The organism is Mesorhizobium sp. M0816, assembly GCF_040320005.1.
In the GTDB taxonomy this organism is placed as follows: Bacteria; Pseudomonadota; Alphaproteobacteria; order Rhizobiales; family Rhizobiaceae; genus Mesorhizobium.
This window is the reverse complement of sequence record NZ_JAMYOT010000051.1, coordinates 1-25812: the sequence shown is the minus strand read 5'-3', so window position 1 is coordinate 25812 and position 25812 is coordinate 1. Positions and strand designations below refer to the sequence as shown.

Annotated in this window: 20 protein-coding genes and 5 pseudogenes; all 25 read left to right on the top strand. The window is 59.3% G+C overall.

The genetic code is table 11. The features are described 5' to 3' along the window. Positions 1–122 (top strand): annotated as a pseudogene (locus NKI17_RS34695) (type 2 isopentenyl-diphosphate Delta-isomerase); the annotation flags it as partial. A 54-nt stretch (positions 123–176) separates the two neighbouring features. Further along, positions 177–1331 (top strand): annotated as a pseudogene (locus NKI17_RS34690) (NAD(P)/FAD-dependent oxidoreductase). Positions 1332–1468: 137 nt separating this feature from the next. Next, a complete protein-coding gene (locus tag NKI17_RS34685; protein WP_502894709.1) occupies positions 1469–2023 on the top strand; it encodes a transposase in 555 nt (184 codons plus the stop codon). A 150-nt stretch (positions 2024–2173) separates the two neighbouring features. Beyond that, complete coding sequence (locus NKI17_RS34680) at positions 2174–2503, top strand: helix-turn-helix domain-containing protein (RefSeq protein ID WP_352907660.1); 330 nt, start codon at positions 2174–2176, stop codon at positions 2501–2503. Further along, positions 2478–3734: a type II toxin-antitoxin system HipA family toxin gene (locus tag NKI17_RS34675; protein WP_352907659.1), complete on the top strand. Its 1257-nt coding sequence runs from the start codon at positions 2478–2480 to the stop codon at positions 3732–3734. The genes NKI17_RS34680 and NKI17_RS34675 overlap by 26 nt, the downstream gene beginning before the upstream one ends. A 485-nt stretch (positions 3735–4219) precedes the next feature. Further along, on the top strand, positions 4220–5113 hold the full coding sequence (gene nifH, locus NKI17_RS34670) for a nitrogenase iron protein (RefSeq protein WP_023801970.1): 894 nt from the start codon (positions 4220–4222) through the stop codon (positions 5111–5113). Positions 5114–5211: 98 nt separating this feature from the next. Continuing rightward, the gene (nifD, locus tag NKI17_RS34665) at positions 5212–6714 is read left to right on the top strand and encodes a nitrogenase molybdenum-iron protein alpha chain (protein WP_352907658.1); all 1503 of its coding nucleotides are present in this window, start codon (positions 5212–5214) and stop codon (positions 6712–6714) included. A gap of 130 nt (positions 6715–6844) precedes the next feature. Then, positions 6845–8386 (top strand): nitrogenase molybdenum-iron protein subunit beta, encoded by a 1542-nt coding sequence (nifK, locus tag NKI17_RS34660; RefSeq protein WP_352907656.1) that lies wholly within the window; start codon positions 6845–6847, stop codon positions 8384–8386. Between the two features lie 56 nt (positions 8387–8442). Next, positions 8443–9933, top strand: coding sequence for a nitrogenase iron-molybdenum cofactor biosynthesis protein NifE (nifE, locus tag NKI17_RS34655; RefSeq protein WP_352907655.1), 1491 nt, complete (start codon positions 8443–8445; stop codon positions 9931–9933). Positions 9934–9940: 7 nt separating this feature from the next. Beyond that, positions 9941–11323 carry a nitrogenase iron-molybdenum cofactor biosynthesis protein NifN gene (gene nifN / locus NKI17_RS34650; RefSeq protein WP_352907653.1) on the top strand — a complete coding sequence of 461 codons (1383 nt, stop codon included), beginning with the start codon at positions 9941–9943 and terminating at the stop codon, positions 11321–11323. After that, on the top strand, positions 11289–11786 hold the full coding sequence (nifX, locus tag NKI17_RS34645) for a nitrogen fixation protein NifX (protein ID WP_352907651.1): 498 nt from the start codon (positions 11289–11291) through the stop codon (positions 11784–11786). The genes nifN and nifX overlap by 35 nt, the downstream gene beginning before the upstream one ends. Before the next feature lie 17 nt (positions 11787–11803). Beyond that, positions 11804–12283 (top strand): NifX-associated nitrogen fixation protein, encoded by a 480-nt coding sequence (locus tag NKI17_RS34640; protein ID WP_352907650.1) that lies wholly within the window; start codon positions 11804–11806, stop codon positions 12281–12283. 66 nt (positions 12284–12349) lie between these two features. Further along, positions 12350–13096 carry a response regulator transcription factor gene (locus NKI17_RS34635; protein ID WP_502894707.1) on the top strand — a complete coding sequence of 249 codons (747 nt, stop codon included), beginning with the start codon at positions 12350–12352 and terminating at the stop codon, positions 13094–13096. A 107-nt stretch (positions 13097–13203) separates the two neighbouring features. Beyond that, positions 13204–14091 (top strand): universal stress protein, encoded by an 888-nt coding sequence (locus tag NKI17_RS34630; RefSeq protein ID WP_352907648.1) that lies wholly within the window; start codon positions 13204–13206, stop codon positions 14089–14091. A gap of 1337 nt (positions 14092–15428) precedes the next feature. Continuing rightward, entirely contained in the window at positions 15429–16586 is a 1158-nt protein-coding gene (locus NKI17_RS34625; RefSeq protein ID WP_352907646.1) for a TlpA disulfide reductase family protein, read from the top strand. A gap of 344 nt (positions 16587–16930) precedes the next feature. Then, positions 16931–17401, top strand: a pseudogene (locus NKI17_RS34615) (NifX-associated nitrogen fixation protein). 25 nt (positions 17402–17426) lie between these two features. Then, on the top strand, positions 17427–17630 hold the full coding sequence (locus tag NKI17_RS34610; protein WP_352615400.1) for a CCE_0567 family metalloprotein: 204 nt from the start codon (positions 17427–17429) through the stop codon (positions 17628–17630). Further along, positions 17627–17944, top strand: a complete 318-nt coding sequence (gene fdxB, locus NKI17_RS34605; protein WP_352907644.1) for a ferredoxin III, nif-specific — start codon at positions 17627–17629, stop codon at positions 17942–17944. The genes NKI17_RS34610 and fdxB overlap by 4 nt, the downstream gene beginning before the upstream one ends. Before the next feature lie 29 nt (positions 17945–17973). Continuing rightward, entirely contained in the window at positions 17974–18297 is a 324-nt protein-coding gene (locus tag NKI17_RS34600) for an exopolysaccharide production repressor protein (protein ID WP_352907642.1), read from the top strand. 336 nt (positions 18298–18633) lie between these two features. After that, positions 18634–19616, top strand: a pseudogene (locus NKI17_RS34595) (1-aminocyclopropane-1-carboxylate deaminase). 349 nt (positions 19617–19965) lie between these two features. Beyond that, on the top strand, positions 19966–20811 hold the full coding sequence (locus NKI17_RS34590) for a radical SAM/SPASM domain-containing protein (protein WP_352907641.1): 846 nt from the start codon (positions 19966–19968) through the stop codon (positions 20809–20811). Between the two features lie 917 nt (positions 20812–21728). Continuing rightward, entirely contained in the window at positions 21729–23024 is a 1296-nt protein-coding gene (gene ectB, locus NKI17_RS34585; RefSeq protein WP_352907640.1) for a diaminobutyrate--2-oxoglutarate transaminase, read from the top strand. Beyond that, positions 22978–23820, top strand: a complete 843-nt coding sequence (locus tag NKI17_RS34580; RefSeq protein ID WP_352907639.1) for a 2OG-Fe(II)-dependent halogenase WelO5 family protein — start codon at positions 22978–22980, stop codon at positions 23818–23820. Before ectB ends, NKI17_RS34580 begins: the two co-directional genes overlap by 47 nt. A 251-nt stretch (positions 23821–24071) precedes the next feature. Continuing rightward, positions 24072–24223, top strand: a pseudogene (locus tag NKI17_RS34575) (integrase core domain-containing protein); the annotation flags it as partial. Positions 24224–24671: 448 nt separating this feature from the next. Next, entirely contained in the window at positions 24672–25484 is an 813-nt protein-coding gene (gene cuyB, locus NKI17_RS34570) for a cysteate racemase (protein ID WP_352907637.1), read from the top strand. The last annotated feature ends 328 nt before the right edge of the window (positions 25485–25812 follow it).

Sequence of the window (25812 nt, the reverse complement as noted above, 5' to 3'; positions counted from 1 at the left end):
TCGCGCATTTCGAGATCGTCATCCGCCAGTTGGCCGTCGCCTGCTTCTGCACCGGCTCGGCTGATCTGGCGGCGTTGCGTCAGGCGCGCTTGTTGCCCTCGGCGCATCTGCCCGCCGGTTGATGCCGGCATCGCCCGCACGTGGCGGCGGGCGCCTAGAACTGGAGAAGCGAAAAGGTGCATTACGACATCGTCATCATCGGCGGAGCCATCGTCGGCTCGTCGGTTGCCTATTACCTGCGCAAGGAAGGTTTTCGGGCTCGATCGAGCTTGTCGAGCGCGACCCGCAATTTTCTCATGCGGCGACCACACTGTCCTGCGCCTCCATCCGCCAGATCCCGGAAAACATCCGTCTGTCGCAGTTCACGCTGAAACTGTTCCGGCGGCTCAGGGAAGAGTTTGGCGCGGATGCCGATATCGGCTTTCGCGAAGGCGGTTATCTCATCCTTGCCGGCGAAAACGGGCTGCCTATCCTGCGGGCCAACCACGAAGCGCATGGCCGAGGGCGCCGACATCCTGCTCGAGGATGCGGAGGCGCTCGTCCGCCGCTTTCCGTGGCTGTCGGTCGAGGGCATTTCCGCCGGCGCCTATGGCCGCAGCGGCGAAGGCTGGTTCGACGCGCATGCGATGCTGATGCTGTTCCGCAAGGCACTGCGGACGAAGAACGTCGACTTTATCACGGCGTCGGTGACGGGTATCGAGCGGCTAGGCGGCCGCGTCACTGGTGTATTTCTGGACAATGGCGAGCGGCTCGAGGCCGGCACCGTCGTCAACGCCGCCGGGCCGAATGCCGGCAAGGTGGCGGCAATGGCCGGGCTGGCGCTGCCGGTGGAGCCGCGCAAGCGCAACGTCTTCGTCTTCGAGGCGCGCGAAAAATATGACGACATGCCGCTGCTGGTCGACCCGAGCGGCATCTATGTCCGGCCGGAGGGCTCGGTCTACATCACCGGCGGCGCCGAGGCGGAAGAGGGCGAAGGACCGGCCGATCCCGCCGACTTCGACCCCGACTGGCCGCTGTTCGAAGAGGTGATCTGGCCGGTGCTGGCGACCCGCATTCCAGCCTTCGAGGCGATCAAGCCGACGCGCGCCTGGGTCGGCCATTACGACTACAATACGCTCGACCAGAACGCGGTGATCGGCCCGCACCCGGAGGTCGGCAATTTCCTCTTCGCCAACGGTTTTTCCGGCCACGGCTTGCAGCAGGCTCCGGCGGTCGGCAAGGCGCTGGCCGAACTGATCGTGCATGGCGGCTATCGCACGGTGGATTGCTCGGCGTTCGGGTACAGCCGGATCGCCGACGGGCGGCCGTTTCGGGAATTGAATGTGATTTGAGCAGGAAGGGCGGGTGCGCCGCGACGGCCCTTTTGATGCAGGGACAGAGGGGCGCGAAGGAACGCGACAGGCGGTCGATGGCCCAAAGCTGGCGAAAACAGCCGGCCAGGGCCTGCCGCGAACGGAATGATTTTGTGATGATCGTGGCGCTCGATCCGCCGCATTTCCGGACGATCAGCGACTTCCGCAAGCGGCATTTGAAGGCGCTCGTGGCGCTGTTCGTGCAGGTTCTGAAGCTGTGTGAGACGGCAGGATTGGTCAAACTCGGCCATGTCGCGCTGGATGGCAAGAAGATCAAGGCGAACGTGTCGAAACACAAGGCGATGAGTTATGAGCGCATGAAGAAGCGCGAGCTGGAATTGAAAGCCGAGGTCGCTCGCATGCTGACGGCGGCCGAGGCCGCGGATGCCGAGGAGGACGTGACTTTCGGCAAGGACAAGCGCGGCGACGAGATGCCGGATTGGGCCGGCGACAAGCAGAACCGGCTGGCCAAGATCCAGCAGGCGATGGCGTCGCTGGAAGCCGAGGCCAAGCTGGCGGCGCAAGAAGAGCGCCGGATCGAGGCCGAAAAAGAAGCGCAGCGCCAGGCCGCAGGCCGCAAGAAGCCGGGCAAACCGGCGGCAGCGCCATCAGAGGGCCCCGTGGCCATAGCAGCTGGTCTTGGAGGAACGCCGTTCGCTGTGCGGCGCTAAAGCCTGAGAGATCCTCGAAGAAGGATTGATCTCTTTGCATATCATTATGTTCATATATGATACGCGAACAGATCATAAAAGTTTTGACTTGCTCGCTGGATGAGATACCTTTGCGTATCATCGCGCATTGGAAAAGATCGTATACGTATCATGATCGACTCTGAGTCGGAAATTCTGCGCGAAATCGGTGGGCTTTTCAGGCAGGCGAGGCTGGCCGCTGCCATGACGCAGGAGCAGGTCGCTGACTTGGCGGGTATATCCCGTCCCCGCTATCGCGACATCGAAAAGGGAGCCGCAGCGGCGCGTGCGACGACGCTCATGAATATCGCTCGCGCGCTCGGTCTGGAAATGATGCTGGTTCCGCAAGTCATGGTGCCGGCTGTCGAGGCTCTATTGCGTCCGCATGATGATGACGATCGACCCGCCTTTGTTTCTCAACCTGACGATGACGATCATGGCTCCAGTCTTTCGCGCACCTAAGACGATCCCGTCACTGGACGTGCTCTTGAACGCACTGAAGATCGGCACAATCGTTAGGACGCCGGGCGATTTCAATGCATTCAATTTCGATGAGGCCTACCGCGCGACGGGCGGCTTTCCGGTTTTCAGCCTGTCGTTCCGGGCAGCGACGGGAGGATTGCGGAAAGATCCGAAGCCTCTGGCGGGCGCCTTGCCCGCTTTCTTCGCGAACCTCCTGCCGGAGGAGAAATTGCGCGAGGCGATGGAAAAGCACCACGAAGGCAATGTGCGGCCAGGCAATGATTTCGATCTTTTAGCGGCGCTGGGCGCCGATCTGCCGGGAGCCGTACGGGCCTTGCCCAGTGACGGCGCGATAGCGGTTTCGCAAGATGCTTCAAAGGATAAGCCCAAGGCACGGTTCTCACTTGCCGGCGTGCAAATGAAGCTGTCGGTCATGAAGAACACTGGAAAAGGCGGCGGCCTTACCTTGCCGATGGACGACGAGCAGGGCCGGTACATCGCCAAGTTCCCTTCGACGGCGTTTCCGGGCGTTTCCGAGAACGAATTCGCCAACCTGGCGCTGGCTGCAGCAATCGGCATGGAGGTTCCTGAATGCGAACTGGTAGAGAAGTCCGATTTTGAGGGCGTTCCCGAAGAATTCAACACGCTGTCGGAGGGCAAGGTCCTTCTCGTCAAACGCTTCGATCGCGGCGCCGATGGCGAGAGGATACACATCGAGGATTTCGCTCAGGTCTTTGGTGTCTATCCCTCGCGCAAATATGAGGGGGCCGCTTATCACGACATAGCCTTGGCCCTTGGCGTGGCCGTCTCGCCTACGGCGGCTCTCGAATTCGTCCGCCGCGTGGCGCTGACGGTCATCACCGGCAATGGCGACATGCACCTGAAGAAATGGTCTTTGATTTATCCAGGCAACGGCGACAAGCCGGTGCTTGCACCAATCTACGACGTTCTGTCGACCGTGCCATATATTCCCGCCGACGCCATGGCGCTTTCGCTTGGAGGGGAGCGCTCGTTCAAGGCGCTAGCAGCACCGCGATGGAAAGCATTTGCGAACCGTGCAAGGCTTCCGGAGCCGGCAGTCCTGAAGGCAGTGGTCGAGACCGTCGAACTCGTCAACGAGCACTGGTGGCATCTGCCTGAGCGCGACGTTGTCGCAGCGAAAGTGCTCGAGCGGATCGACGAACATGTGAAGGCGATGACGCCGATACTGAACTCCTGCGCCGATAAGTGAGCCGAGTCCCCTTGGGTTGGTGATATGGCGGAATTATCCGCCCGTGGCCCCGGATGGATGGCCGTGGATCGATGGTATGCCAGCGTGGCGCGCAAGATTCCGCGCAGTGTCGATGAGGACACGCGAGAACCAAGTACGTCAGCTCGCCGGAACAGAAGAGTTCGCAGCATCCCGCAATTAACGCTAGAGGTCGAGATGCTGTTCGCCCACCTCGACACAATGATGCGGTTCACGAATGCGGTGACTGAGGATCGCGATCCGACGCTTTATGTCGCCATTGTCGGGTCCGCTACACGGCTTGTTCCGACGATCCTTTCTTTGGCCTCAAGCTAAATCCCTGAAAAGCAACCATGAAATTATTCTTCGGTTCGATCAGCCAAATTGGCACGAGTCTTGAGATCCTTGGGTGCGAGGCGGCGACAGCTGCCCGACCGGCATTCATGTCGCGGCAGCCGCGATGAATGGAACGAAGGAAGGAAAGCTACATGTCAGGTTTGCGTCAGATCGCCTTTTACGGCAAGGGCGGCATCGGCAAGTCCACCACCTCCCAAAATACGCTCGCCGCCCTTGTCGACCTCGGGCAGAGAATCCTCATCGTCGGCTGCGACCCCAAAGCCGACTCCACCCGCCTGATCCTGAACGCGAAGGCGCAGGATACAGTCCTGCACCTCGCGGCAGAGGAAGGTTCGGTGGAAGACCTGGAACTCGCGGACGTGCTCAAGGTCGGCTACAAAGGCATCAAATGCGTGGAGTCGGGCGGCCCTGAGCCGGGTGTCGGCTGCGCCGGCCGCGGCGTGATCACCTCGATCAACTTCCTCGAGGAGAACGGTGCCTACGACGATGTCGACTATGTCTCCTACGACGTGCTCGGGGATGTGGTGTGCGGCGGTTTCGCGATGCCGATCCGCGAGAACAAGGCCCAGGAAATCTATATCGTCATGTCCGGCGAGATGATGGCGCTCTATGCCGCCAACAACATCGCCAAAGGCATCCTGAAATACGCCCATTCAGGCGGCGTGCGGCTCGGCGGCCTGATCTGCAACGAGCGCCAAACCGATCGCGAGCTCGACCTCGCCGAAGCGCTGGCTTCCAGGCTCAATTCCAAGCTCATCCACTTCGTGCCGCGCGACAACATCGTCCAGCACGCCGAGCTCAGGAAGATGTCTGTGATCCAGTATGCGCCGGACTCCAAGCAGGCCGGAGAATACAGGGCGCTGGCCGAGAAGATCCATGCCAATTCGGGCCAGGGCACCATCCCCACCCCGATCACCATGGAGGAGCTCGAGGACATGCTGCTCGACTTCGGCATCATGAAGACGGATGAGCAGATGCTTGCCGAGCTTCAGGTCAAGGAAGCGGCCAAGGCCGCCGCACAGTAACGACCGCTACTGACTGGGGGCGCGGCCTGACCTGGTGCGCCTTTCAAAGAATGGCGCCTCGTCGGTGAGGCGTCACCCTGAACCTTGAAAGGGGTCCCATGAGCCTGGAATACGAGAATGACGGCGCCCTCCATGCGAAGCTTATCGAGGAGGTGCTGTCGCAATATCCTGACAAGGCGGCGAAGCGCCGCAAGAAGCACCTGAGCGTCGCAAAGAGCGGCGACGAGGCTGGCGAGGAAAGCGAGGTCCTTTCCGAATGCGAGGTCAAATCGAACATCAAGTCCATCCCCGGAGTGATGACGATTCGCGGCTGCGCCTATGCCGGGTCGAAAGGCGTGGTCTGGGGTCCTGTCAAGGATATGGTCCATATCTCGCACGGCCCGGTCGGCTGCGGGCAATATTCCTGGTCGCAACGCCGCAACTACTACGTCGGCACGACCGGCATCGACACGTTCGTCACGATGCAGTTCACCTCCGATTTCCAGGAGAAGGACATTGTTTTCGGCGGCGACAAGAAGCTGGAACGGATTATCGACGAGATCGAGGAACTGTTTCCGCTGAACAAGGGCATGACTGTACAATCCGAATGCCCGATCGGCCTGATTGGCGACGACACCGAAGCTGTGTCCCGCAACAAGGCAAAGGAGCACGAAAAGACGATCGTGCCGGTGCGCTGCGAGGGCTTCCGCGGCGTCTCGCAATCACTCGGCCACCACATCGCCAACGACGCGATCCGCGACTGGGTTTTCGAGAAGAAGGACGTCGAGTTCGAGGCCGGCCCGTACGATGTCAATGTGATCGGCGACTACAATATCGGCGGCGACGCCTGGGCTTCGCGCATCCTGCTCGAGGAGATGGGCCTGCGCGTGGTCGGCAACTGGTCGGGCGACGCTACGCTGGCCGAAATAGAGCGAGCGCCGAAGGCCAAGCTCAATCTCATCCATTGCTACAGGTCGATGAACTACATCTGCCGGCATATGGAGGAAAAGTATGGCATCGACTGGATGGAGTATAATTTCTTCGGCCCCTCCCAGACCGAAGCCTCTCTGCGCAAGATAGCCAAGCATTTCGGGCCGGAAATCGAGGCCAAGGCCGAGGCGGTCATCGCCAAATACCGGCCGTTGGTCGATGCCGTCATCGCCAAGTACCGGCCGCGCCTCGAAGGCAGGACGGTGATGCTCTATGTCGGCGGCCTGCGCCCCCGTCACGTCGTCACGGCATATGAGGATCTGGGCATGGTGATCGTCGGCACTGGCTACGAATTTGGCCACAACGACGATTATCAGCGCACCGGCCATTACGTGAAGAAGGGCACGCTGATCTATGACGACGTGACTGGTTACGAGCTGGAGAAGTTCATCGAGGGGATCCGTCCTGATCTCGTTGGCTCCGGCATCAAAGAGAAGTACCCGGTCCAGAAGATGGGCATACCGTTCCGTCAAATGCATTCCTGGGATTATTCAGGCCCGTATCACGGCTACGACGGCTTCGCAATCTTCGCCCGCGACATGGATCTGGCCATCAACAACCCGGTCTGGGGCCTCTACGACGCTCCCTGGAAGAAAAAAGCCGAGCCGTCGGCGGCGATCGCTGCGGAATGAAAAACCTGGCCTCCCGGAAGCCGGGAAGGCCGATGAACGCCTGCGGCTCTTTCTCCGCGGGAGACCTGAAACGTTTCGACGTCCCTGTGCCGCCGTATGGCGCGGCCAGATGGAGAAGAGGTAACCACCCATGCCGCAGTCGGCTGAAAAAGTTCTCGACCACGCGCCCCTGTTCCGTGAGCCGGAATACAGGCAGATGCTCGCAGAGAAGAGGCTGAATTTCGAATGTCCGCACCCGGACCAGGTCGTTACCGACCAACGCGAATTCACCAAGACGTGGGAATACCGCGAAAAGAACCTCGCTCGCGAAGCGCTTGTCGTGAACCCCGCCAAGGCCTGCCAGCCGCTTGGCGCGGTGTTCGCGGCCGCGGGCTTCGAGCGAACCATGTCCTTCGTCCACGGCAGCCAGGGCTGCGTGGCCTATTACCGCTCGCACCTGTCGCGCCATTTCAAGGAGCCTGCTTCGGCAGTTTCCTCCTCGATGACCGAGGACGCGGCAGTGTTCGGTGGCCTGAAGAACATGGTCGACGGGCTCGCCAACACTTACCAACTTTACAACCCGAAGATGATCGCCGTCTCGACCACTTGTATGGCGGAGGTCATTGGCGACGACCTGCACAGCTTCATCGAGAACGCCAAGGACCAAGGCTCGGTTCCGCGCGACTTCGACGTGCCCTTCGCCCACACGCCGGCCTTCGTCGGCAGCCATGTCGACGGCTATGACGTTACGGTCAAGGGCATTTTGGAGCATTTCTGGAAAGGCGAGGAGCGCACGGAAGCCGAGGGAACCATCAACATCATTCCGGGTTTCGACGGCTTCTGTGTTGGCAACCACCGGGAACTCAAGCGCCTGCTCGATCTGCTGGGCGTCTCCTATACCTTCATCCAAGACGCCTCTGACCAGTTCGACACGCCGTCGGACGGCGAATACCGCATGTACGACGGCGGCACGAAGCTCGAAGACGTGAGGAAAGCACTCAACGCCGAGGCGACACTTTCGCTACAGCATTACAACACCCGAAAAACACTGGAGTATTGCGAGGGGGTAGGGCAGGCGACTGCCTCGTTCCATTACCCGCTCGGAGTCCAGGCGACCGACGACTTCCTGATGGAGGTCTCCGCGATTTCCGGCAAGCAAATCCCCGAGGCAATCCGCCTGGAGCGCGGCCGACTTGTTGACGCCATGGCGGACAGCCAATCCTGGCTGCACGGTAAGAAATACGCCATCTACGGCGATCCGGACTTTGTCTACGCCATGGCCCGCTTCATCATGGAGACGGGCGGCGAGCCCACCCATTGCCTCGCCACCAACGGCACCTCGGCATGGGAAGCGGAGTTGAAGGAACTGCTTGCATCATCGCCCTTCGGCAAGGGTGCTCAAGTCTGGGCGGGCAAGGACCTCTGGGCGATGCGCTCGCTGCTCTTCACCGAGCCGGTGGACCTGCTGATCGGCAACTCCTATGGCAAGTATCTGGAGCGCGACACCGGCACGCCGCTGATCCGGCTGACGTTTCCGATCTTCGACCGCCACCATCACCATCGCTTTGCGCTCATGGGCTACCAAGGCGGGTTACGCGTCCTGACGACGATCCTCGACAAGATCTTCGACAAGCTCGATCGCGAGACAAGCGAGACGGGCGTGACGGACTATTCGTATGACCTCACCCGCTAGCGTGACGGTCGGCTTTGGCCGGTCGTCTTCCCGAGGGACTTTGGAGACCGACGCAAATGTCCTTGCTCAGAGCCAAAATCCAGGATGTCTTCAACGAGCCTGCCTGCGAGAAGAACCGCGGCAAGGATGCCAAGGCGCGCAAAAAGGGCTGTTCGAAGCCACTGACCCCCGGGGCGGCTGCCGGCGGCTGTGCCTTCGATGGCGCCAAGATCGTGCTGCAGCCGATCACTGACGTTGCGCATTTGATCCATGCGCCGCTCGCCTGCGAGGGCAATTCCTGGGACAACCGCGGTGCGGCTTCGTCCGGGCCAACGCTGTGGCGCACAAGCTTCACGACCGACCTCACCGAACTCGATGTTGTGATGGGGCAGGGCGAGCGGAAGCTCTTCAAAGCGATCCGCGAGATCAAGGAAGGGTATGGGCCGCCGGCTATCTTCGTCTATCCGACCTGCGTGACGGCGCTGATCGGCGACGACATCGAGGCCGTCTGCAAGCGAGCGGCGGAAAAGTTCGGCCTGCCGGTGGTGCCGGTCAATGCGCCGGGCTTCGTCGGCTCCAAGAATCTCGGCAACAAGCTTGCCGGCGAGGCGTTGCTCGAGCATGTCATCGGCACGGTGGAGCCCGAGGAGGCCGGCCCTTACGACATCAACATCCTTGGCGAATTCAACCTCTCGGGCGAATTTTGGCTGGTGAAGCCGCTGCTGGATCGGCTCGGGATCCGGGTGCGCGCCTGCATTCCGGGTGACGCGCGTTACTTCGACATTGCCTGCGCGCACCGCGCCCGGGCGGCTATGATGGTGTGCTCGACCGCGCTCATCAATCTCGCCCGCAAGATGGAGCAGCGCTGGGACATCCCGTTTTTCGAGGGCTCCTTCTACGGCATCACCGACACCTCGGAAGCGCTCCGACAGATTTCTCAGCTGCTCGTGAAGAAGGGTGCCGATCCGGAGATCCTCGGCCGCACCGAGGCATTGATTGCAGAGGAGGAGGCGATCGCTTGGAAGAAGCTCGCGGCCTACCGGCCGAGGCTCGAAGGCAAGCGCGTGCTGCTCAACACCGGCGGTGTGAAGTCCTGGTCGGTCGTCCATGCGCTAATGGAGATCGGCATCGAGATCGTCGGCACCTCTGTCAAGAAGTCGACCGTCGAAGACAAGGAGCGCATCAAGCAGATCCTCAAGGACGACAACCACATATTCGAGCAGATGGCGCCGCGCGAGCTTTACGCCATGCTCTCAGAACACAAGGCCGATATCATGCTGTCGGGCGGGCGCACGCAGTTCATCGCGCTGAAGGCCAAGACACCCTGGCTCGATATCAACCAGGAGCGCCAACACCCTTACGCCGGCTATGACGGCATGGTGGAACTCGTACGCCAGATTGACCTCGCCATTCATAACCCGATCTGGTGCCAGGTGCGGGAGCCGGCACCATGGGATTGCCAGCCTGCGGTGAGGGAGGGACTGCCGCGCACGAAAAGCGAGACCGCGACCTTGCATGCTGTCCAGGAATTCGCCGGCACGACGGCCGGCGATCTCAGCGAGTGTTGAGGAAGCGATGGTCCGCATCCTTCCCCAGACCAAAGCGGCGGCGGTCAATCCGCTGAAGTCATCGCAGCCGTTGGGTGCCGCCCTGGCCTTCCTTGGGGTCGACGGCGCGATGCCGTTGTTCCACGGCAGCCAGGGGTGCACCAGCTTCGCGCTCGTGCTCTTCGTGCGGCATTTCAAGGAAGCCATCCCCTTGCAGACAACGGCGATGGACGAGGTGGCGACGATCCTCGGCGGGGCAGAGCATCTGGAAGACGCGATCCTCAACCTCAAGGCCCGCACAAAGCCAACGCTGATCGGGGTCTGCACGACGGCGCTGGTGGAAACCCGGGGCGAAGACTGCGCAGGAGATATCGCCAGTATCAGGCTGAAGCGCACGGAAGAACTCGCGGGTACGGAGGTGGTGCTAGCCAACACACCGGATTTCGACGGCGCGATCGAAGAGGGCTGGGCCAAGGCGGTCACCGCGATGATCGAAAGGATTACGCGGCCCGGCGAGCAGGCGCGGCAGTCGAAGAAGATCGTGATCCTGCCTGGCTGGAACCTCACTGTGGCTGATATCGAGCATTTGCGTGAGATGGTTGAAAGCTTTGGACTGAAGCCCGTGATTCTGCCGGACGTCTCCGGCTCGCTCGACGGTACGGTGCCCGACCGCTGGGTCACCACCAGCTATGGCGGCACCAGTGTCGAGGATATCCGCGAGCTTGGCACGGCCGAGCAATGCATCGTCATCGGTGAGCATATGCGCCGCCCGGCCGAGCTGCTGCAGAGGTTGACCAGCGTGCCTTACGTGCTGTTCCGGTCGCTGACTGGATTGAAGGACGCCGACCGGTTCGTCTCGCTCATGTCCGCGGTTTCGGGCGCGGCGGCGCCGGCTGGGGTGCGCCGTCGCCGGGCGCAGTTGCAGGACGCGTTGCTCGACGGACATTTCCATTTTGGAGGCAAGAAAATTGCGATCGCTGCTGAACCAGACCAACTCTACCAACTCGCGAGCTTCTTCGTCGGAATGGGCTCCGAAATCGCGGCGGCGGTCACCACGACCGACGTGTCGAAAAATTTGGAGGAAGTATCGGCGCAGTCGGTTCAAATCGGCGATCTCGGCGATTTGGAAGCTCTTGGCGCCGGCGCTGATCTTCTCGTCACCCATTCCCACGGCCGCCAGGCGGCGCAGCGGCTCGGCATTCCGCTTATGCGGGTCGGCTTCCCGATCTTCGACCGGCTCGGCAGCCAGCACAAGCTCACAATCCTCTATGAGGGGACCCGCGACCTGATCTTCGAGGTTGCCAACATCTTTGAAGCCAACCGGCACGCGCCGACGCCCGAGGCGCTTGATCCACTCCGTAAGCGAGAAATCCCAGATGAGCTCCGTCCGTCGCCTCTCGCTCGTCACTGACGAGGTTCACGCACCGTCGCCGGAACACCAAGCCGGCGCATTGCGCGTGGCGATCGCCACGCAGGACATGAAGAACCTCAACGCCCATTTTGGTTCGGCCAGGCGCTTTGCTGTCTACGACGTGACGCGCGAGGAGTGGAATCTCGTCGAGGCCGTGGTCTTCGATGACGTTTCCGACGAGAGCGGGAAGCACCCAACTGAGGGCGACGACCGCATCACCCCGAAGGTGGAGGCGCTGAAGGGCTGTCATCTCCTGTTTTGTCTGGCGATCGGCGGACCATCGGCAGCCAAACTTGTTTCGGCAAAAATTCATCCGATCAAAGTGCCGCACCCCCAAACCATCCAAGAGGTGCTGTTGCGCACGCAGATGATGCTCAGGACGTGTCCTCCCCCTTGGCTGCGCAAGGTGCTGGCGCAGGCAGGTGTGGCCGAACACAAACCGTCCTTCGAGGACGAGGACTGAAATGAGGAGTGGGCGAAATGTCTGACGCCGTGGTTAGCCCTGCTGTCGCCGAAGACGAGGCGGCCCTTGCCACCCCGTTCGTCAAATGCCTCGTGCGGCTGGTCCGGGCTCATGATTCCCACGGGTCTTGGGAAGGCAAATCGGACGCCGAGCTGCTGGGCGACTTCATCGTCACCAGGGAACAGCGCCGTGCGATCCCGATCATCGGCGATCCCGATCCGGACGTGCTGTGGAGGCTCGAGATGTTTTACACCGCCGTCGGGCTTGCGATCGAGGAGCGCTCCGGCCTGATGGCATCGCCGATGATGGAGATGAGCCATGAGGGCTTTGGGCGCGTGCTTCTCACGGCCGGGCGGTTGGTCGTTCTGTCGAAGACCCTGCGCGACGTCCACCGGTTCGGCTTCGAGACGTTCTGGAAACTCGCCGCGGCCGGTACCAAACTGGCCGGCGATGCCACCGCAGCCATTGAGGCTCATCCCGAGGTGGCGCGGGCGTGATGGAACCAATTTTCGATCAAGGGGATCATGTCAGGCCTTGAGGACATGCGATGGCCAGCCCTCTCAATGGAGGCGGTCGAGGCCGATGTGGTTCTTGGGGTAGCGCTGATGAAGCCACTGGTCCTGATCTGTTCGCAAGATGCGGAGTTGTATCTGTTCCTCAGCCACATTCTGGGAGTGGACGGCTTCACGAGTGAGCCGGCAGGCGGCGTGAAGGAAGCACTTGCACTGGCCGATGAACGGGAGCTCCAGGCGGTAGTGCTGGACTGCGGGCCGGCAAGCGCGACAGGCTCCACAATCTGCGCCCGGTTCAAGGGGGAGCCCCGGACCGGCGGCCTGCCCGTAATTGCGCTGATCGCGCCCGGCGCCGAGAACCAGCACCTCGATCTCTTGAAGGCTGGTATTGACGAGAGCTTTGTGCGGCCCTTCGCGCCGGCCAAGCTGCTTGACTGTCTACGGATGAAACTGGCGCTGCCAAAGCCCGGTTCGAACGGGATTGAAAACGGCGGCTGGATCTCCTGTGGCGACCTTGAGATAAGGCTCGATGCCCACCGCGTTCGGGGTAACGGCCACGAAGTCCACCTTGGGCCGATCGAGTTCAACCTGCTGCGGCTTTTGCTTGAGACTCCCGGCAAGGTCTTCACCAGAGACGAGCTGATCAGCGCGGCTTGGCCGGCCAATATCCATGTCGGTGTACGCACCGTGGATGTCCATATCAGCCGGCTCAGAAGGGCGCTGAAGGCGGCCTCCCCCTCCAGCGTCATTCGTACCGTCAGGTCGGCCGGCTACTCGCTCGAGTGGCCGGACGGCTGAATAGATAACCGATGTGGTGCCACTCCGCATTTCCGCCGTGCTGAGGGCAAGTCTTGCGGGTTCGAAACGCGCCGGCAGGTACGACATATTCAGAAAGAAGCAGTCAAATGGCTTTCAGAAGCGTACTCAGTGTGACGGGAGCTGACCACTCCGATCAGGATGTCAGAACAGCTGCCAGCTTGTCTGCCGAAGTCGGCGCGTATCTTTCCGTACTGGTGATGTCGCCTCCGCCGCTCATTATGCCGTCTCCGCTGCTCGGCGATGGCATCCCCGAGTGGCCTGGACAACGCGCACAGGCCATCGCCAGACTGGACAAACGGTTTAGGCAAATCGAGAGATTTTCACAGGACAGAGCCAGGCTGGAAAAGATATCCAGGGAAATTCACAAACTGCTGAGAGGCACGTGGCGGTGCTATGATGTCGATATTGCCAACTGCGATCAGGCCAGCGTCGGTGACGCGGTGCGACAGCGGGCGCTCTGCAACGACCTAACAATCGTCGGCCCCGCACTTCTCAACGACATTAACCTCGGACCCCTTGTTGTCAACGGCAGCCTGTTCGATACCGGAAAGCCGGTGCTTGTCGTGCCGGAGGGCGCTGAGGCGACTCTGTCGCCACGGCGCGTGCTGGTCGGCTGGGATTCGCGAGTCGAGGCGTCTCGTTCGGTTCGGGAAGCGCTGGATCTGCTAGCCGGTGCTGAGGAAGTTCGTGTCGCACTAGTCGATCCGGAGGCGACCTGCACCGGAAACGGCGCCGAGCCGGGAGCCGACATCGCTGCCTATCTCACTCGGCACGGTGCTCGGGTGTCGGTTGACCGGCTGGCGAGCGCCGGCAAACCGGTGGCTATGGTGCTCGCGCAGCACGCAATCGACACGTCTGCCGACATGATAGTCATGGGCGCTTATGGCAACCGCAGGCTACGTGAGCGACTCTTCGGCGGCGTGCCGAGATGGATAGTTGGGAAGCCGTCATTGCCGTTGTTTTTGGCTCGCTGACGGATTCCAAAGCAGCACCGACGCTGTTCGAAGCTCTACTCCCCTGGATCACCTGTCCTGATTCAAGTCGGAGAAACATTGCGGCAAACGCGCCCAGTTTCGCGAAGCTCCTCGGAGCCAATGTGCAAGCGCCATCGCCGAGAACATCGCGGACGTCTCAGTTCGGGGTTCTGCTCGCCCGAGATGATCCATGACGCGGAGACCAACACCGGGCAGAGGTACAGGCGCTCCTCAATGCACTCAAAACCACCGCTTCAGGTCGGCGTCCAGGTCCAGAAAGAGAGTCGCTTCAGCGCGGCAGGCCGCGTTCGGACCGTAGCCGCATCGTATTGGCGTTATCACGATTTCCCTCACACTGGCCGGGAGCTGACCACCCCAACGAGTGGCCAAGGCACCGACCTTCGAGTCGGGACGGCCGGGCTCTTGCCGGCGTCGGCGCGAACGATGGCATCAATCGCCTTGTTATCTCTGGGATGGTAGCCCGGGTTAGTGGCGGACAGCCGCATCTCCAGCGTTTCCCGTTGGTCCGGCCAAACCTGCGTGGCGACCGAGCGGTCTTTGGGTTTGCAATCCCGCCAACGCTCACGTCGCGCCGCGAGGTCCCGTTGCACCTGAGCACCAGGAACACAGAAGATAAACACAAAGCAGGAATTCGCAGAGTTCACCGCCGGCACAGGCCGGCACTCATCCTGGCCTCTTCCGCCATGATCATTATCGTCGTTCTGAGGAGCGGTATTGGCGAGCTACAGCTGGACCGGCTTCGGTCGTGAAGAACTCCCATGACGCCAGCCCAGGAATTCAATCGCAAGGCGGGCGAGGGGGCACAGGCTGCGCTCGGATGGAGCGGCCCATTGCAATCGCAAATGGCGAGATCGCCACCGCCTCCGGGCCGGAACGGCAAGACGCTCAAGCCGGTGGCGTGAAGCGGACGATGATGAGGAGCCTGACGATAGCCAATGCAGTCATGATGGCCATCGGCCTCGTCCCTCGGCCCGAATGCATATTGAGTCGTCCGGGCCGCGCTTTTCTGCCGACGCGAAGCGCGTGATGCTTGTCGAAAACCTGACAGCGGCAGAAAAGATGTCGGCTTCAATACAACCGGCCATCTTGGCATTTGAAGGTTTTGTCTAGCAATTCATGCGTTTACTGCCCGCTGAGCGCGCTGGCACGGCCTTTGCGGATTGTGATGCGGCAACACTGTGTGAAGGCTTACTACGCTTAGACGCGCGAGACGAGCGATGCTCTCCTTTTCCTGCCCGTGTGCCCCCTCTCCAAAAGAGGGAAACAAGCTCGCGCGTAAAGTTGCGCAACCTGTGGCAACAGCTTTGGAGAGCAGCATGGTATTGCAGATGAAGTCACCGGCTCCTTCGATCAAAGTGGACACCTGGCTGCGTGGCGAGCCCCTGACGAACTTCCAACCCGGCAAAGTGTATATCGTCGAATTTTGGGCAACTTGGTGCGAACTATGTGTGGCGGAGATGCTCGAGCTGATGCGGCTCCAGGAAAAATACAAGGACGGCGGACTTGAGGTCGTCGGCGTCGCGGCTGATGAAGACGCTCCAACGGCCGTCGAGGCTCGAACCAAGTTGGACGCGTGGTTGACCGAACTGTGCTCGCATCTGAACTGTCGGATCGCGTTCGACTACACGGGTGAAATGAACAAGCTTTGGATCAAACCCAGCTTTTCCGCCGGGATTCCGACTTCGTTCGTGGTCGACCGAGACGGCCACATCGCCTTTATTGGTCATTCGGCGCAACTCGATGAGATTTTGCCGAAAGTGCTCAGCGGCAGCTGGCGCACCAGCGATAAAGCGAAAGCCGCCGATACGGAGCGGATCGCCACAAGCGAATCCATGGCGCGTGAACAAGCGTTGAAGAAGCCGATCGATGACAGATTCTGGGCGGCGGTGAAGTTAGAAGATTGGAAGACGGCGCTCTGGGCAATCGAAGAGGGCATCGCTTTGGTGCCCGACGACATCAATTTCCGCCTGGCTCATGCGCATTTGTTGCTTCACAAAATACAAGACATGTGGACCGGCTTGCCCGTGATGCGCCAATTGGTTCGCGACGCGATCGACAAAAACTCCGAGGATTGGATGGTTTCGGCGCTAGACCAACTTTTCCATCCGGCCAATGACCATTCTCGCCTTCCCCCTGCTGAGCGCTTCGCGATGGGCAAGGAACTGTCCGAACACATCCTGGCACTGAATCCCCCACAAGGCGACAGCCCTAAGTTCCGGTCTTATCCGGCGGTCGCCTGGTACTATCACGAGAACGGCAACAACGATCGCGCGATCGAGTTGGTCGAACTGGCACTGAAGTCACTGGACGGTTCGGAGCCTATCCCGGACGAACTGAAAGAGCACCTTCTCCCGGATCTGCTGCAGGCTCTGGCCAACTACAGGGGTGGGAAGGTTTGTTACGGCGCTCTTTGCGGCTCCGCAAAACAATTTCCCGAAGGTGCCAAAGCGGGGTCGGCCGAGGAGAAAACATAGAAAGGGATGATTGGTCGAAATGGCTTACTGGCCAATTCGTCCATTTCCTTGGCGTGGCCGCAGCAAGGAGGGTCCATGCAGCACTTGGTCGATCGTTTGCAGCAGGATCGAGGCGCGAATCTTCATGACCTCCGGCCGCATTGCGGCGGAAGTGATGTTCCACGCGAATCAGCGTGGAGGACTTCGCAGTCGAGGAGGTGTTCAAGGTCGGCCACGGGGACATCAATTGCGTGGAATCGGCCGGCCCGAGCCGGGCGTCGGCTGCGCAAGTGTGCCCGAAGTAGGCGTCCCCGAAAACAGACATCGTGCTTCGAGGAAGAGGACTGAAGTGAGGAGAAGGCGAAATGTCTGATGCCGCGGTCAGCCCTCCGGTCAACGAGGACGAGGCGGCCCTTGCCATGCCTTTTGTCAGATGCCTCGTGCGGCTGATCCGTGCTCAAGACTCCTGCGGCTCATGGGAAAGGCAAATCGGACTCCACGCGGCTGGCCGACTTCATCGTCACCAGAAAACACCGCCGTGCGATCCCCATCATCGGCGATCCCGATCCGGACGTGCTGTGGAGGCTCGACACGCTTTACACGGCCGTCGGGCTTACAATCGAGGAGCGCTCCGGCCTGATGACATCGCCAATGATGGAGATGAAACCCAGGGGGGTTCGGACGATTGCTTTTCACGGCCGGGCAGTTGGTCGCTCTGTCGAGACATCCACCGGTTCGGCTTCGAGACGTTCAGGAAGCCCGCGGGGGCCGGTACGAAACTGGTCGACGAGGCGACTGCAGCCATTGAAGCTTATCCCGAGGTGGCAGGGGCGTGAAGAAACCGATTTCGAGGAAGGATTTATGTCAAAGCTAGATGAGATGGGGAAGAAATTCCGAAAGCTTCAGCTGCGCGCGGCAGTTGCCAAGATGAAATTGCGCGACCTTGCAGAGAATCTCCCGGGAAAATGGACGGAGATAGAGGAAGTTGCCGAGGAAACGTCGGCCGTTTTTGCCGAGTTGGATGATGCCAAGAGAGAGCTCGCTGCAATGAAGAAGTTACGATGACGAGCACATTCACCACCCGCGACGGCTCCGGATGGGTGCCGGAATATCTCACCGCTATAGACGGCACGACCTGCATCGGCTGCGGCCGCTGTTTCAAAGTCTGCTCTCGCGAGGTCATGCATCTTTACGGCGTCGATGACGCGGGTGAAATCCTCGGCGCCTGCGACGACGAGGATGACGGTTTCGATGGCGAGCTCAATCGCATGATCATGGTCGTCGATCATGCCGGCCGCTGCATTGGCTGCGGGGCCTGCGCCCGCGTCTGCCCGAAGAACTGCCAGACCCATGTTGCGGCCGACCAGGTCGCAGCATGATCTGAGGAGACAAGACTAGGAGAACGGCGTTGCCCTTTAGAATCTTTTGTCGCCTTCTGGGGCTGGTGCTGTGCAGCACCGCACTGACTGTCTACTTCGCTTCTCATTCCATCGGCACAGTAGTCGTCACGACGCTGACTTGTTCGCTGCTCCTTCAGCTGGCGTATTTCGCAAGCGTGCTCTTTCTGATCTGGCGGTCTGGCTGCGTTAGCCGAACTGGCCAAAGGGCTGGGCATTTCGACGGTTGCAAGGAAGTTGGCTCCGAGCCGCCAGACCTTGACGAGGTGACGAATGAATCCCCAGATTTGCTCCAGCGCGATCAAATGCTGGCCATATCGCTGCTGCTGCCTTGAGGCGCCATGACAAGGTCAGTGCTCAAGCTGGCGCCACTTTGGAGCAACCATAAACATTGAGCAGATATTAGAAAGAATACTGTGCTTGAGAAGTCGATGGTGACCGCAATCCGGTCATTCTAGTTAATCCAGGAGATGCAGTTCTTGAATGCCATACGCATTGGGGTGGTCTCTCGCACGCCGGCGTGCGGTTGCAACTCTCGATGACGAATGAAGCGCTGGAAATAGTAATGGGGCTCTTCTGGCGCCGGATAATGCAGATGACGTCAAATCAAAGACGCCTCTAGAATAAATCGTGAATGGCTAATTCAGCTCCATCGCGTGTTGCCGGAGAGAATGCTGGAAAAGTTCGAACGCTATCCGCTCACATTTGGACCCACGCCCATCGAGAAGCTCGACCGCCTCTCCAAGCATCTAGGGGGGTGGAAATCTACGCCAAGCGCGAGGACTGCAACTCCGGTCTTGCATTAGGCGGAAACAAGCTCCGCAAGCTCGAATACATCATCCCCGACGCGATCGCCTCAAATGCCGATACGCTTGTCTCCATCGGCGGCGTGCAGTCCAATCTCACGCGGTTGGTCGCCGCGGTCGGCGCCAAGATCAGCATGAAAGCCTCCTGGTTCAGGAGAGCTGCGTACCGCATGAGGATGCCGTCTACGACCGGGTCGGCAACATTCTCTTGAGCCGCATCATGGGAGCAGAGGTGCGCCTGGTCGACGAGGGCCTTGACATCGGTTTCCGGCGCAGTTGGGAACAGGCGATCGATGAGCCCGGGGCCTCAGTTCACAAATATGGCGGGCTTGGGTACGTCGGGTTCGCGGAGGAGGTGCGCGCCCCCCGCGAAAAACAGCTTGGGTTTGGCTTCGACTACATCGTCGTTTGCACGGTCACGGTCTCGACGCATGCCGGCATGCTCGTTGGATTCGCCAAGGACGGTCGACAGCGCAAGGTGCTCGGTATCGATGCCTCCGCCACCCCCGCCCAAACCAAGGCGCAGGTGCTAAGTATTGCCCGGATACTGCGGAGCTCGTCAAGTTTGGCAGTTTTGGCATGGAAATCGTCCAGGATGACGTGGTGCTGCTCGAGGGGTACGCGTCTCCCTGTTACGGCCTTCCGTCCGAGGCAACGAAGCAGGCCATCCGCCTGTCTGCGCGGCTCGACGGTATAATTACCGATCCCGTCTACGAGGGCAAATCCATGCAAGCGATGATCGACCTCGTCCAGAAAGGCTTCCTTCCAGAGGGATCGAGGGTGCTCTACGCGCATCTCGGCGGCGGGCCGGCCATCACGGGTACAGCTACACCTTCCGCAACGGCTGACGCTCGACAGATTGCGATTTCGCCGTCCTGCCGTGCCGGCGATGCGCCCAAAGTAGGTGCGAGGGCCGCCCAGCAAACCGAGGGAGCCGGCGGTTGATTGCCGCCCAACGCGAAGCGACTGAGTTCCTTTGGAAAATTTTGATCGATGGATATTTTCTGAGGAAATCGAAAATCCGCTGAGAGTATTATCATTGAAATATTAGAGTTCTAGTTGATAGACCGACATCATAACAGACATAATTCAATATCTTCTTGCAGGCGAAACAACGTTCGATCAGAATTAGGTGATCTAACTGTTTATTTGAAAGTTCAGGAATGGCCAATAGCGCCAGAAAAGTGGAGGCATCCGATGATCTTACAGGAACTGGGCTCTGCCATCCCAGGCGGCACGGTTTTGGAAATAACGACGACCACCGGCTGCATCGTCGGATGTTATTATTGTCCGCAGGACAAGTTCGCCCATCGGCAAAGAGCGGTTTCTCATGTGAAGCATCTTCGTCTTGAAGATTTCAAGCGATGTCTGGCGCGCGTACCAACTTCCGTCGACATTAGTTTCGCCGGGTACTCCGAGCCTTGGCTCAATCCGGATTGCACCGAAATGGTCGAGCACGCTTACGCCAGAGGCCATGGCGTCCGAATTTTCACAACCCTTGTAGGAATGAAGGGGCGGGATCTACACCGCTTGCAAGCGCTGCGCTCAAGGGTATTCGTGGTCCATGTTCTCGATGATGGCGCATACATGAATAGCCGTCTTGTCGGAGACAAGTATCTGGCTTTGATTCGTCAAGTGGTCGACACAGACATTGCCTCGATTCGGTTTATAGTCCTGGGCGAGGTCCATCCCGATATCGCCGGGATAATCCCCGCCCAAGCGCTAGTTCGCGCGCGGCCTCTGAGCAGCAGGGGTGGAAGCGTCGATCCGAAGGTCGTCGAACCACGGCAGCCAGTCGTCGGAGCGCTGACATGCGTTGACGGACGGCAGTATCGGAATGTTCTTCTCCCAAACGGTGACGTTACGCTCTGCTGCATGGATTTTGAACGGCGCCACGTATTGGGCAATCTTCTGCGCGACGAATACGAAGATCTTTTTGAAGGGCCAGTTTTTAGCGAAATCGTCGATCGCATGAATGGGACGGATGGCTTTCTCCTTTGTAGGATGTGCGAATATGCCCATCCAAAAGCGTCCGCATGCTGATTGAGGTCGGCGAACCGCCTGAAAGCGCGTGAGCGAATGTCGATCCTCTTGAGACTGCCTAAGGCGGGCCTCGCGTGGACCCGGTCGATGGAGTCTAGTCGCCTATTTTACGCGGCTTCGACAGATCCTGTGGTCGCATCTCGCAGCACAAGGTTGTCTGGTAAACTTTTATTGACCTAAAAGGGCGAGAACCGGCTTAGTTTGGTCCCACATACAGATTGTAATTTTCTCCGCAGTCGGCTTTCGAGACCCTGATCCTCATTCAGGCAGAATTGGTCGACACGCTTCAGAAGCGGTCCGAAAGCGGCCCCGACATCGAAGAACGCCGATCATCCCCGCTACGCCGCTCGCTCGCTACAGCGCTGTTGAGGGCGCGCTCGCGAGCGGCTTCGCTACCGCCGAGCTACACCACCAGCCGGGACGATGGTTCGTGTTGCTGCCGAAGCCGCCTGCAACACCTTACCATACTGCTGCATGGCAGAAGCGCCTGTCACACATGAGCCGGTGCTAGCGCTGAGCTTGATAGGATTGGCAGGGCGTCTCGCCCGTTACAAGCAGGTGCGTCAACTACCAAATGCCGTAGTATCGACGCCTCCCGAAAAACTCTAGAACTGAGTTCGTTCCAACGCATAGACGAGAGATATCGCCGTGCAGAGCAACGTGACTACGGTAGAGGTTCCGAAGTGCGTCACTTGCAGCAGTTAAGCTGCCGCGCGAGTCCGGTCCCCCTTTTGTCGCGGATCTTTTTTGAGGAGCGTGTCGGCATTACGGCACATTCCTGGGAAGTCACGAGACTCGTCCAAAGTTCCGCCCGGATCGTTCCGATCTTCAAGTGAAACTGAAAATAACCGCAACAAACCAAACGCATCTAATCACTTGCTCGTTGAACGCGACGCGACACGGAGAGGGACCCTGAAATGAACACCGACGTTTTTACGACTTATGAGTCTAACGTTCGTCGCTACGCGCGGTCGTTTCCCACAGTCTTTGCGAAAGCCCTTGGGGCGACAATCTGGGACGAGGCCGGCAACCCATATATCGATTTCCTCGTAGGGTCCGGCGCCCTCAATTACGGACACAACAACCCGAATATTATTGCACCAGCAATAGAATACCTAGTTGGCGAGAACATTCTTCTATCGCTCGACATGTATACTGTGGCAAAGCGTGAATTCATTGAAGTGTTTGTGGATTCGATCCTGAAGCCTAGAGGCCTTTCCTACAAAATACAATTTCCTGGGCCGACCGGCACAAACGCTAACGAAGCAGCACTGGCCCTGGCTCGAAAATACACCGGCCGCTCAAGCGTCATGGCCTTCACAAATGCGTTCCACGGCATGTCGCTCGGCTCCCTGGCGGTGTCGGGTTCGGCGTCAACCAGGGAACTGGGCGGCGTTGCTCGCCACGATGTGATCCGTGTCCCCTACGACGGCTACCCCACGCAAGCTTTCGATTCCGCTAGCTACATCGACTATGTTTTAGGCGACCCAGGGAGCGGCATAGAAAAGCCAGCCGCAATCATTCTGGAGACTATCCAGGCAGAAGGCGGCCTGAACACTGCATCTGCAGCATGGCTCACAGAAATTCAGCGCATTTGCCGTACGCACGGCGTGGTTTTGATCGTCGACGACATTCAGGCAGGTGCGGGACGAACGGGCGATTTCTTCTCATTCGAGTTCGCGAAGATCGACCCTGACATTGTATGCCTTTCGAAGTCCCTAAGCGGTTCAGGTAGTCCGTTCTCCATTGTTCTGATTCGTCCCGACCTGGACATTTGGAATCCCGGAGAACATAGCGGGACCTTCAGAGGCAACAATCTCGCCTTCGTGACTGCAGGGGCCATGTGCAAAATGTGGTCCGACAGGCAGTTTACTGCAGGCGTCGAGCGGACAGCCGTCAAACTACAAAAACACCTTGATCGCCTCGTTGCCAAATTTCCCAAGTGCATCGAACAAAAGCGCGGCCGCGGTCTGATGGCCGGCCTCAAGTGCCGTTCGCAGGCCGTTGTCGGCCGTGTGCACGATGTCGCGTTCGAAAATGGCCTGCTGATCGAATCTTCAGGACCAAATCGCGACGTCATCAAAGTCCTCCCGCCGATAACCATCACCGATGACGAACTCGATCATGGCATCGCCATCCTTGATCACGCACTAAAGGAGCAAGCCAATGGAGACCAATCAAGTGTTCCAAGCCCCAGCCATCTCGCCTGTTGAGATCAGAGAGCGAACCGGCTCGATCAGCACTGCGGAGATCATCTCAGTCCTGAAAGGTGAGATCACCGCTCTGCACATCAGGCAAGCTTTCAGCACCGAAATAGCCGAGGAGATCACCGCGAACTTCAGTGGCAGTCCCGGTCTCAACGAGCGTAAGGATGGCGTCCCCGGACAATATGTCGGCGCATCCCACTACAGGAAGGATGCACCCATCTATTTCGCAGAGGCGGAAACTGCGCGACCGTACGTCGACGCCCTTTTTGAGAATCTGGTTGATCCGGTCCGAGCATTGTTCGACGCGTTGAAGCGCGAGCTTCGCAAACAGGGCATTGAATTGCGGCTGGCCCATTCGGAGCACGGTCAGGCTAATGTTTGTCGCGCTCTCAGTTGGTCTGGCAGCGGCACATTCTCCTTGGACCCCCACGACGACGTCGCTCAAGTGTTATGTGCTGGGAACGATTACGAGCTTTCTGCGGTGGCGCACAACACCGTCGCAGCACTCAACTTCTATCCCAGCATGCCCGAGGAAGGTGGCAATCTGCGGCTCTGGAGCCACAAGCCGACAGTCACCGACCGAAAGTCTCAAGGTGTGGAGACTACGGGATATCCCTATTCGGAAGCCTATCTCGAGGGCGTTCCTTGTCGCGACTTCCAGCTCAGGGCGGGGGATATCGGCCTGATCGATGGCGGTTTCGTTCACGGGGTCACCGGTCAATCAGGCAACGGAAAGCGTCGCCTGGTGCTGAACAGCTTCTTTGGCTTCGCTCGCCCGGATCTTGTTCTCTGGTGGACCTGACGCGTTTACCCAGACTGGATCTTTCAATCGACACGTACCCTTTTGCGTAATCGATGCGTGATGCTCTGGCAGGGAATGTGCTCGGTGAGTCAGGCACCAAGGCTGCGCACGCTGACGGCGGCTTGAGGTCGCCGTCAGGGCGACGGGCAAAGAGCAAAGAGTAGGTCATCGAGGATTGTCACCACTAGTCCTCGTGACGTTACCCCTGCGGTCTAATCGGATTGAAGTTCGTTCTGGCCCACTGAGAGGACGCGCCGGGCAAGCCGATGCAGAACGGCTTCGTAGAGAGCTTCAACGGCCACTTGCGCAACGAACTGCTCAACGAGACGCTGTTCACGTCACTGGCTCAGGCGCGCGTAGTGATCGCCCTGTGGCGCTTGCGACTACAACACCGCAGGGCCACGCTCTCAGATCGATGGCCGACGCCGGACGAATTCGCCAACACCTTCAATCCGCGATGGTCGCTCGCGCGGCGCAATGCCAGAGGATCCGCGCCATTGACCGTCGCTTTACCCGCCCAGCAGGGCGAATCTACGCCGGAAACGAACTCAGTACTGTATAAAACGTTGGGGGCAACGTCATCTCAAAATCAGATGGCGGCGATACACGGGCTAAATTTGACGCAAGATCTGCGGTAACTGAAAAATTAAGCAAAAAAACTGGAACCGCCACTAAGCACGAAAGAGCATGGAACATGACAATCTCTCGATGTGACCTCAATAAGGTAGGCGTAGCCGCCGCGAACAGTTGGTGAAGACCAGTTTCGTCGCGTCTTTGATTCCGATCGGAACGACGGCTTACATCACTGGTGGCCATGGACGAGGCGGACTCAGCCCTTGATGTCCCCGTGCATGGGAGGCGGAAATTGTGATGGCCTACGTTTAATCGGAGAGGACAATTCCGAAAATGATCAAAAGGCGAGCGCAAACCTGAAAGAGAGCCAAGTGCGTCCAAAGAAACTTATAGGTATTCTCGGTGGAATGGGACCGGCGGCAACAGTAGATTTTATGTCAAAGATCGTATCTGCTACACCGGTCGCGATAGACCAGGATCATATCCCGCTTATTGTGTATGACATTCCGCAAATACCAGATCGGTCATCTGCCATTGAGAATGGTCAAGACGATCCCTTTTTGCCGATGCTTTCAGGCGTTCGCTTCCTTGACGCGGCCGGTGTCGAATTCATCGCAATTCCCTGCAATACGGCCCACTATTGGTACGATCGATTGGACCGGGGGGCTCGGGCGACGATACTTCATATCTGCCAAGCGGTTCTTGACGAGCTTCGAGCGATGCCGACCAGGCCGCGCTCGATCGCAATCATGGCGACACGCGGGACAATCTCCGCCGACATCTACGGTACCGAATTGCTCAATGCGGTCGATCGCGTCGTCATTCCAGACGAGAAGTCGCAACGTCTCATCGACCACTCAATTATATCTGTCAAAAGGGGTGCGATGGCACCTGCCCGCGAGGCAGCGGTCGCCGCGGCGAGGCTGCTGGTCCAGCATGGAGCGGAGTGCTTGCTTTTAGCATGTACCGAACTTCCTGTCGCGTTTTCAGGGATCGAGATCGGGACAATGACGCTCGATGCAACCGATGCGCTAGCCCGAGCTTGTATTAAGGTGTCTCTGGGCGAGTACCAAATCGTGACGGCCGGGTAAAAATAGATATTCAATGGCTTTGAGACTTTAATAATCAGTTCTGAGGTCAGCAATTTCGCCGCGCAGCGAATTTAAGCGGGTCGGCCTGGCAGTAAGTGACGGCGGCAGCCATTTCCTACCCGATTGACTGTTCAGACCGCGTGTATCCGTGGGCTGAGGCCTCGCACGAGGGATGCGCAGTAATAGTCGGTGACCTGCCACCGAATTTTCATCCAGCGGCAATTGGAGCCTCGGCGGGTTGTACGCCGTATGGCGCGGGTTGAGCAACGGGCGATCGGCGGAGCTGGTCGGGGTTGTGCAGCTGATCGCCCGTTGCGGTGAGATTGGC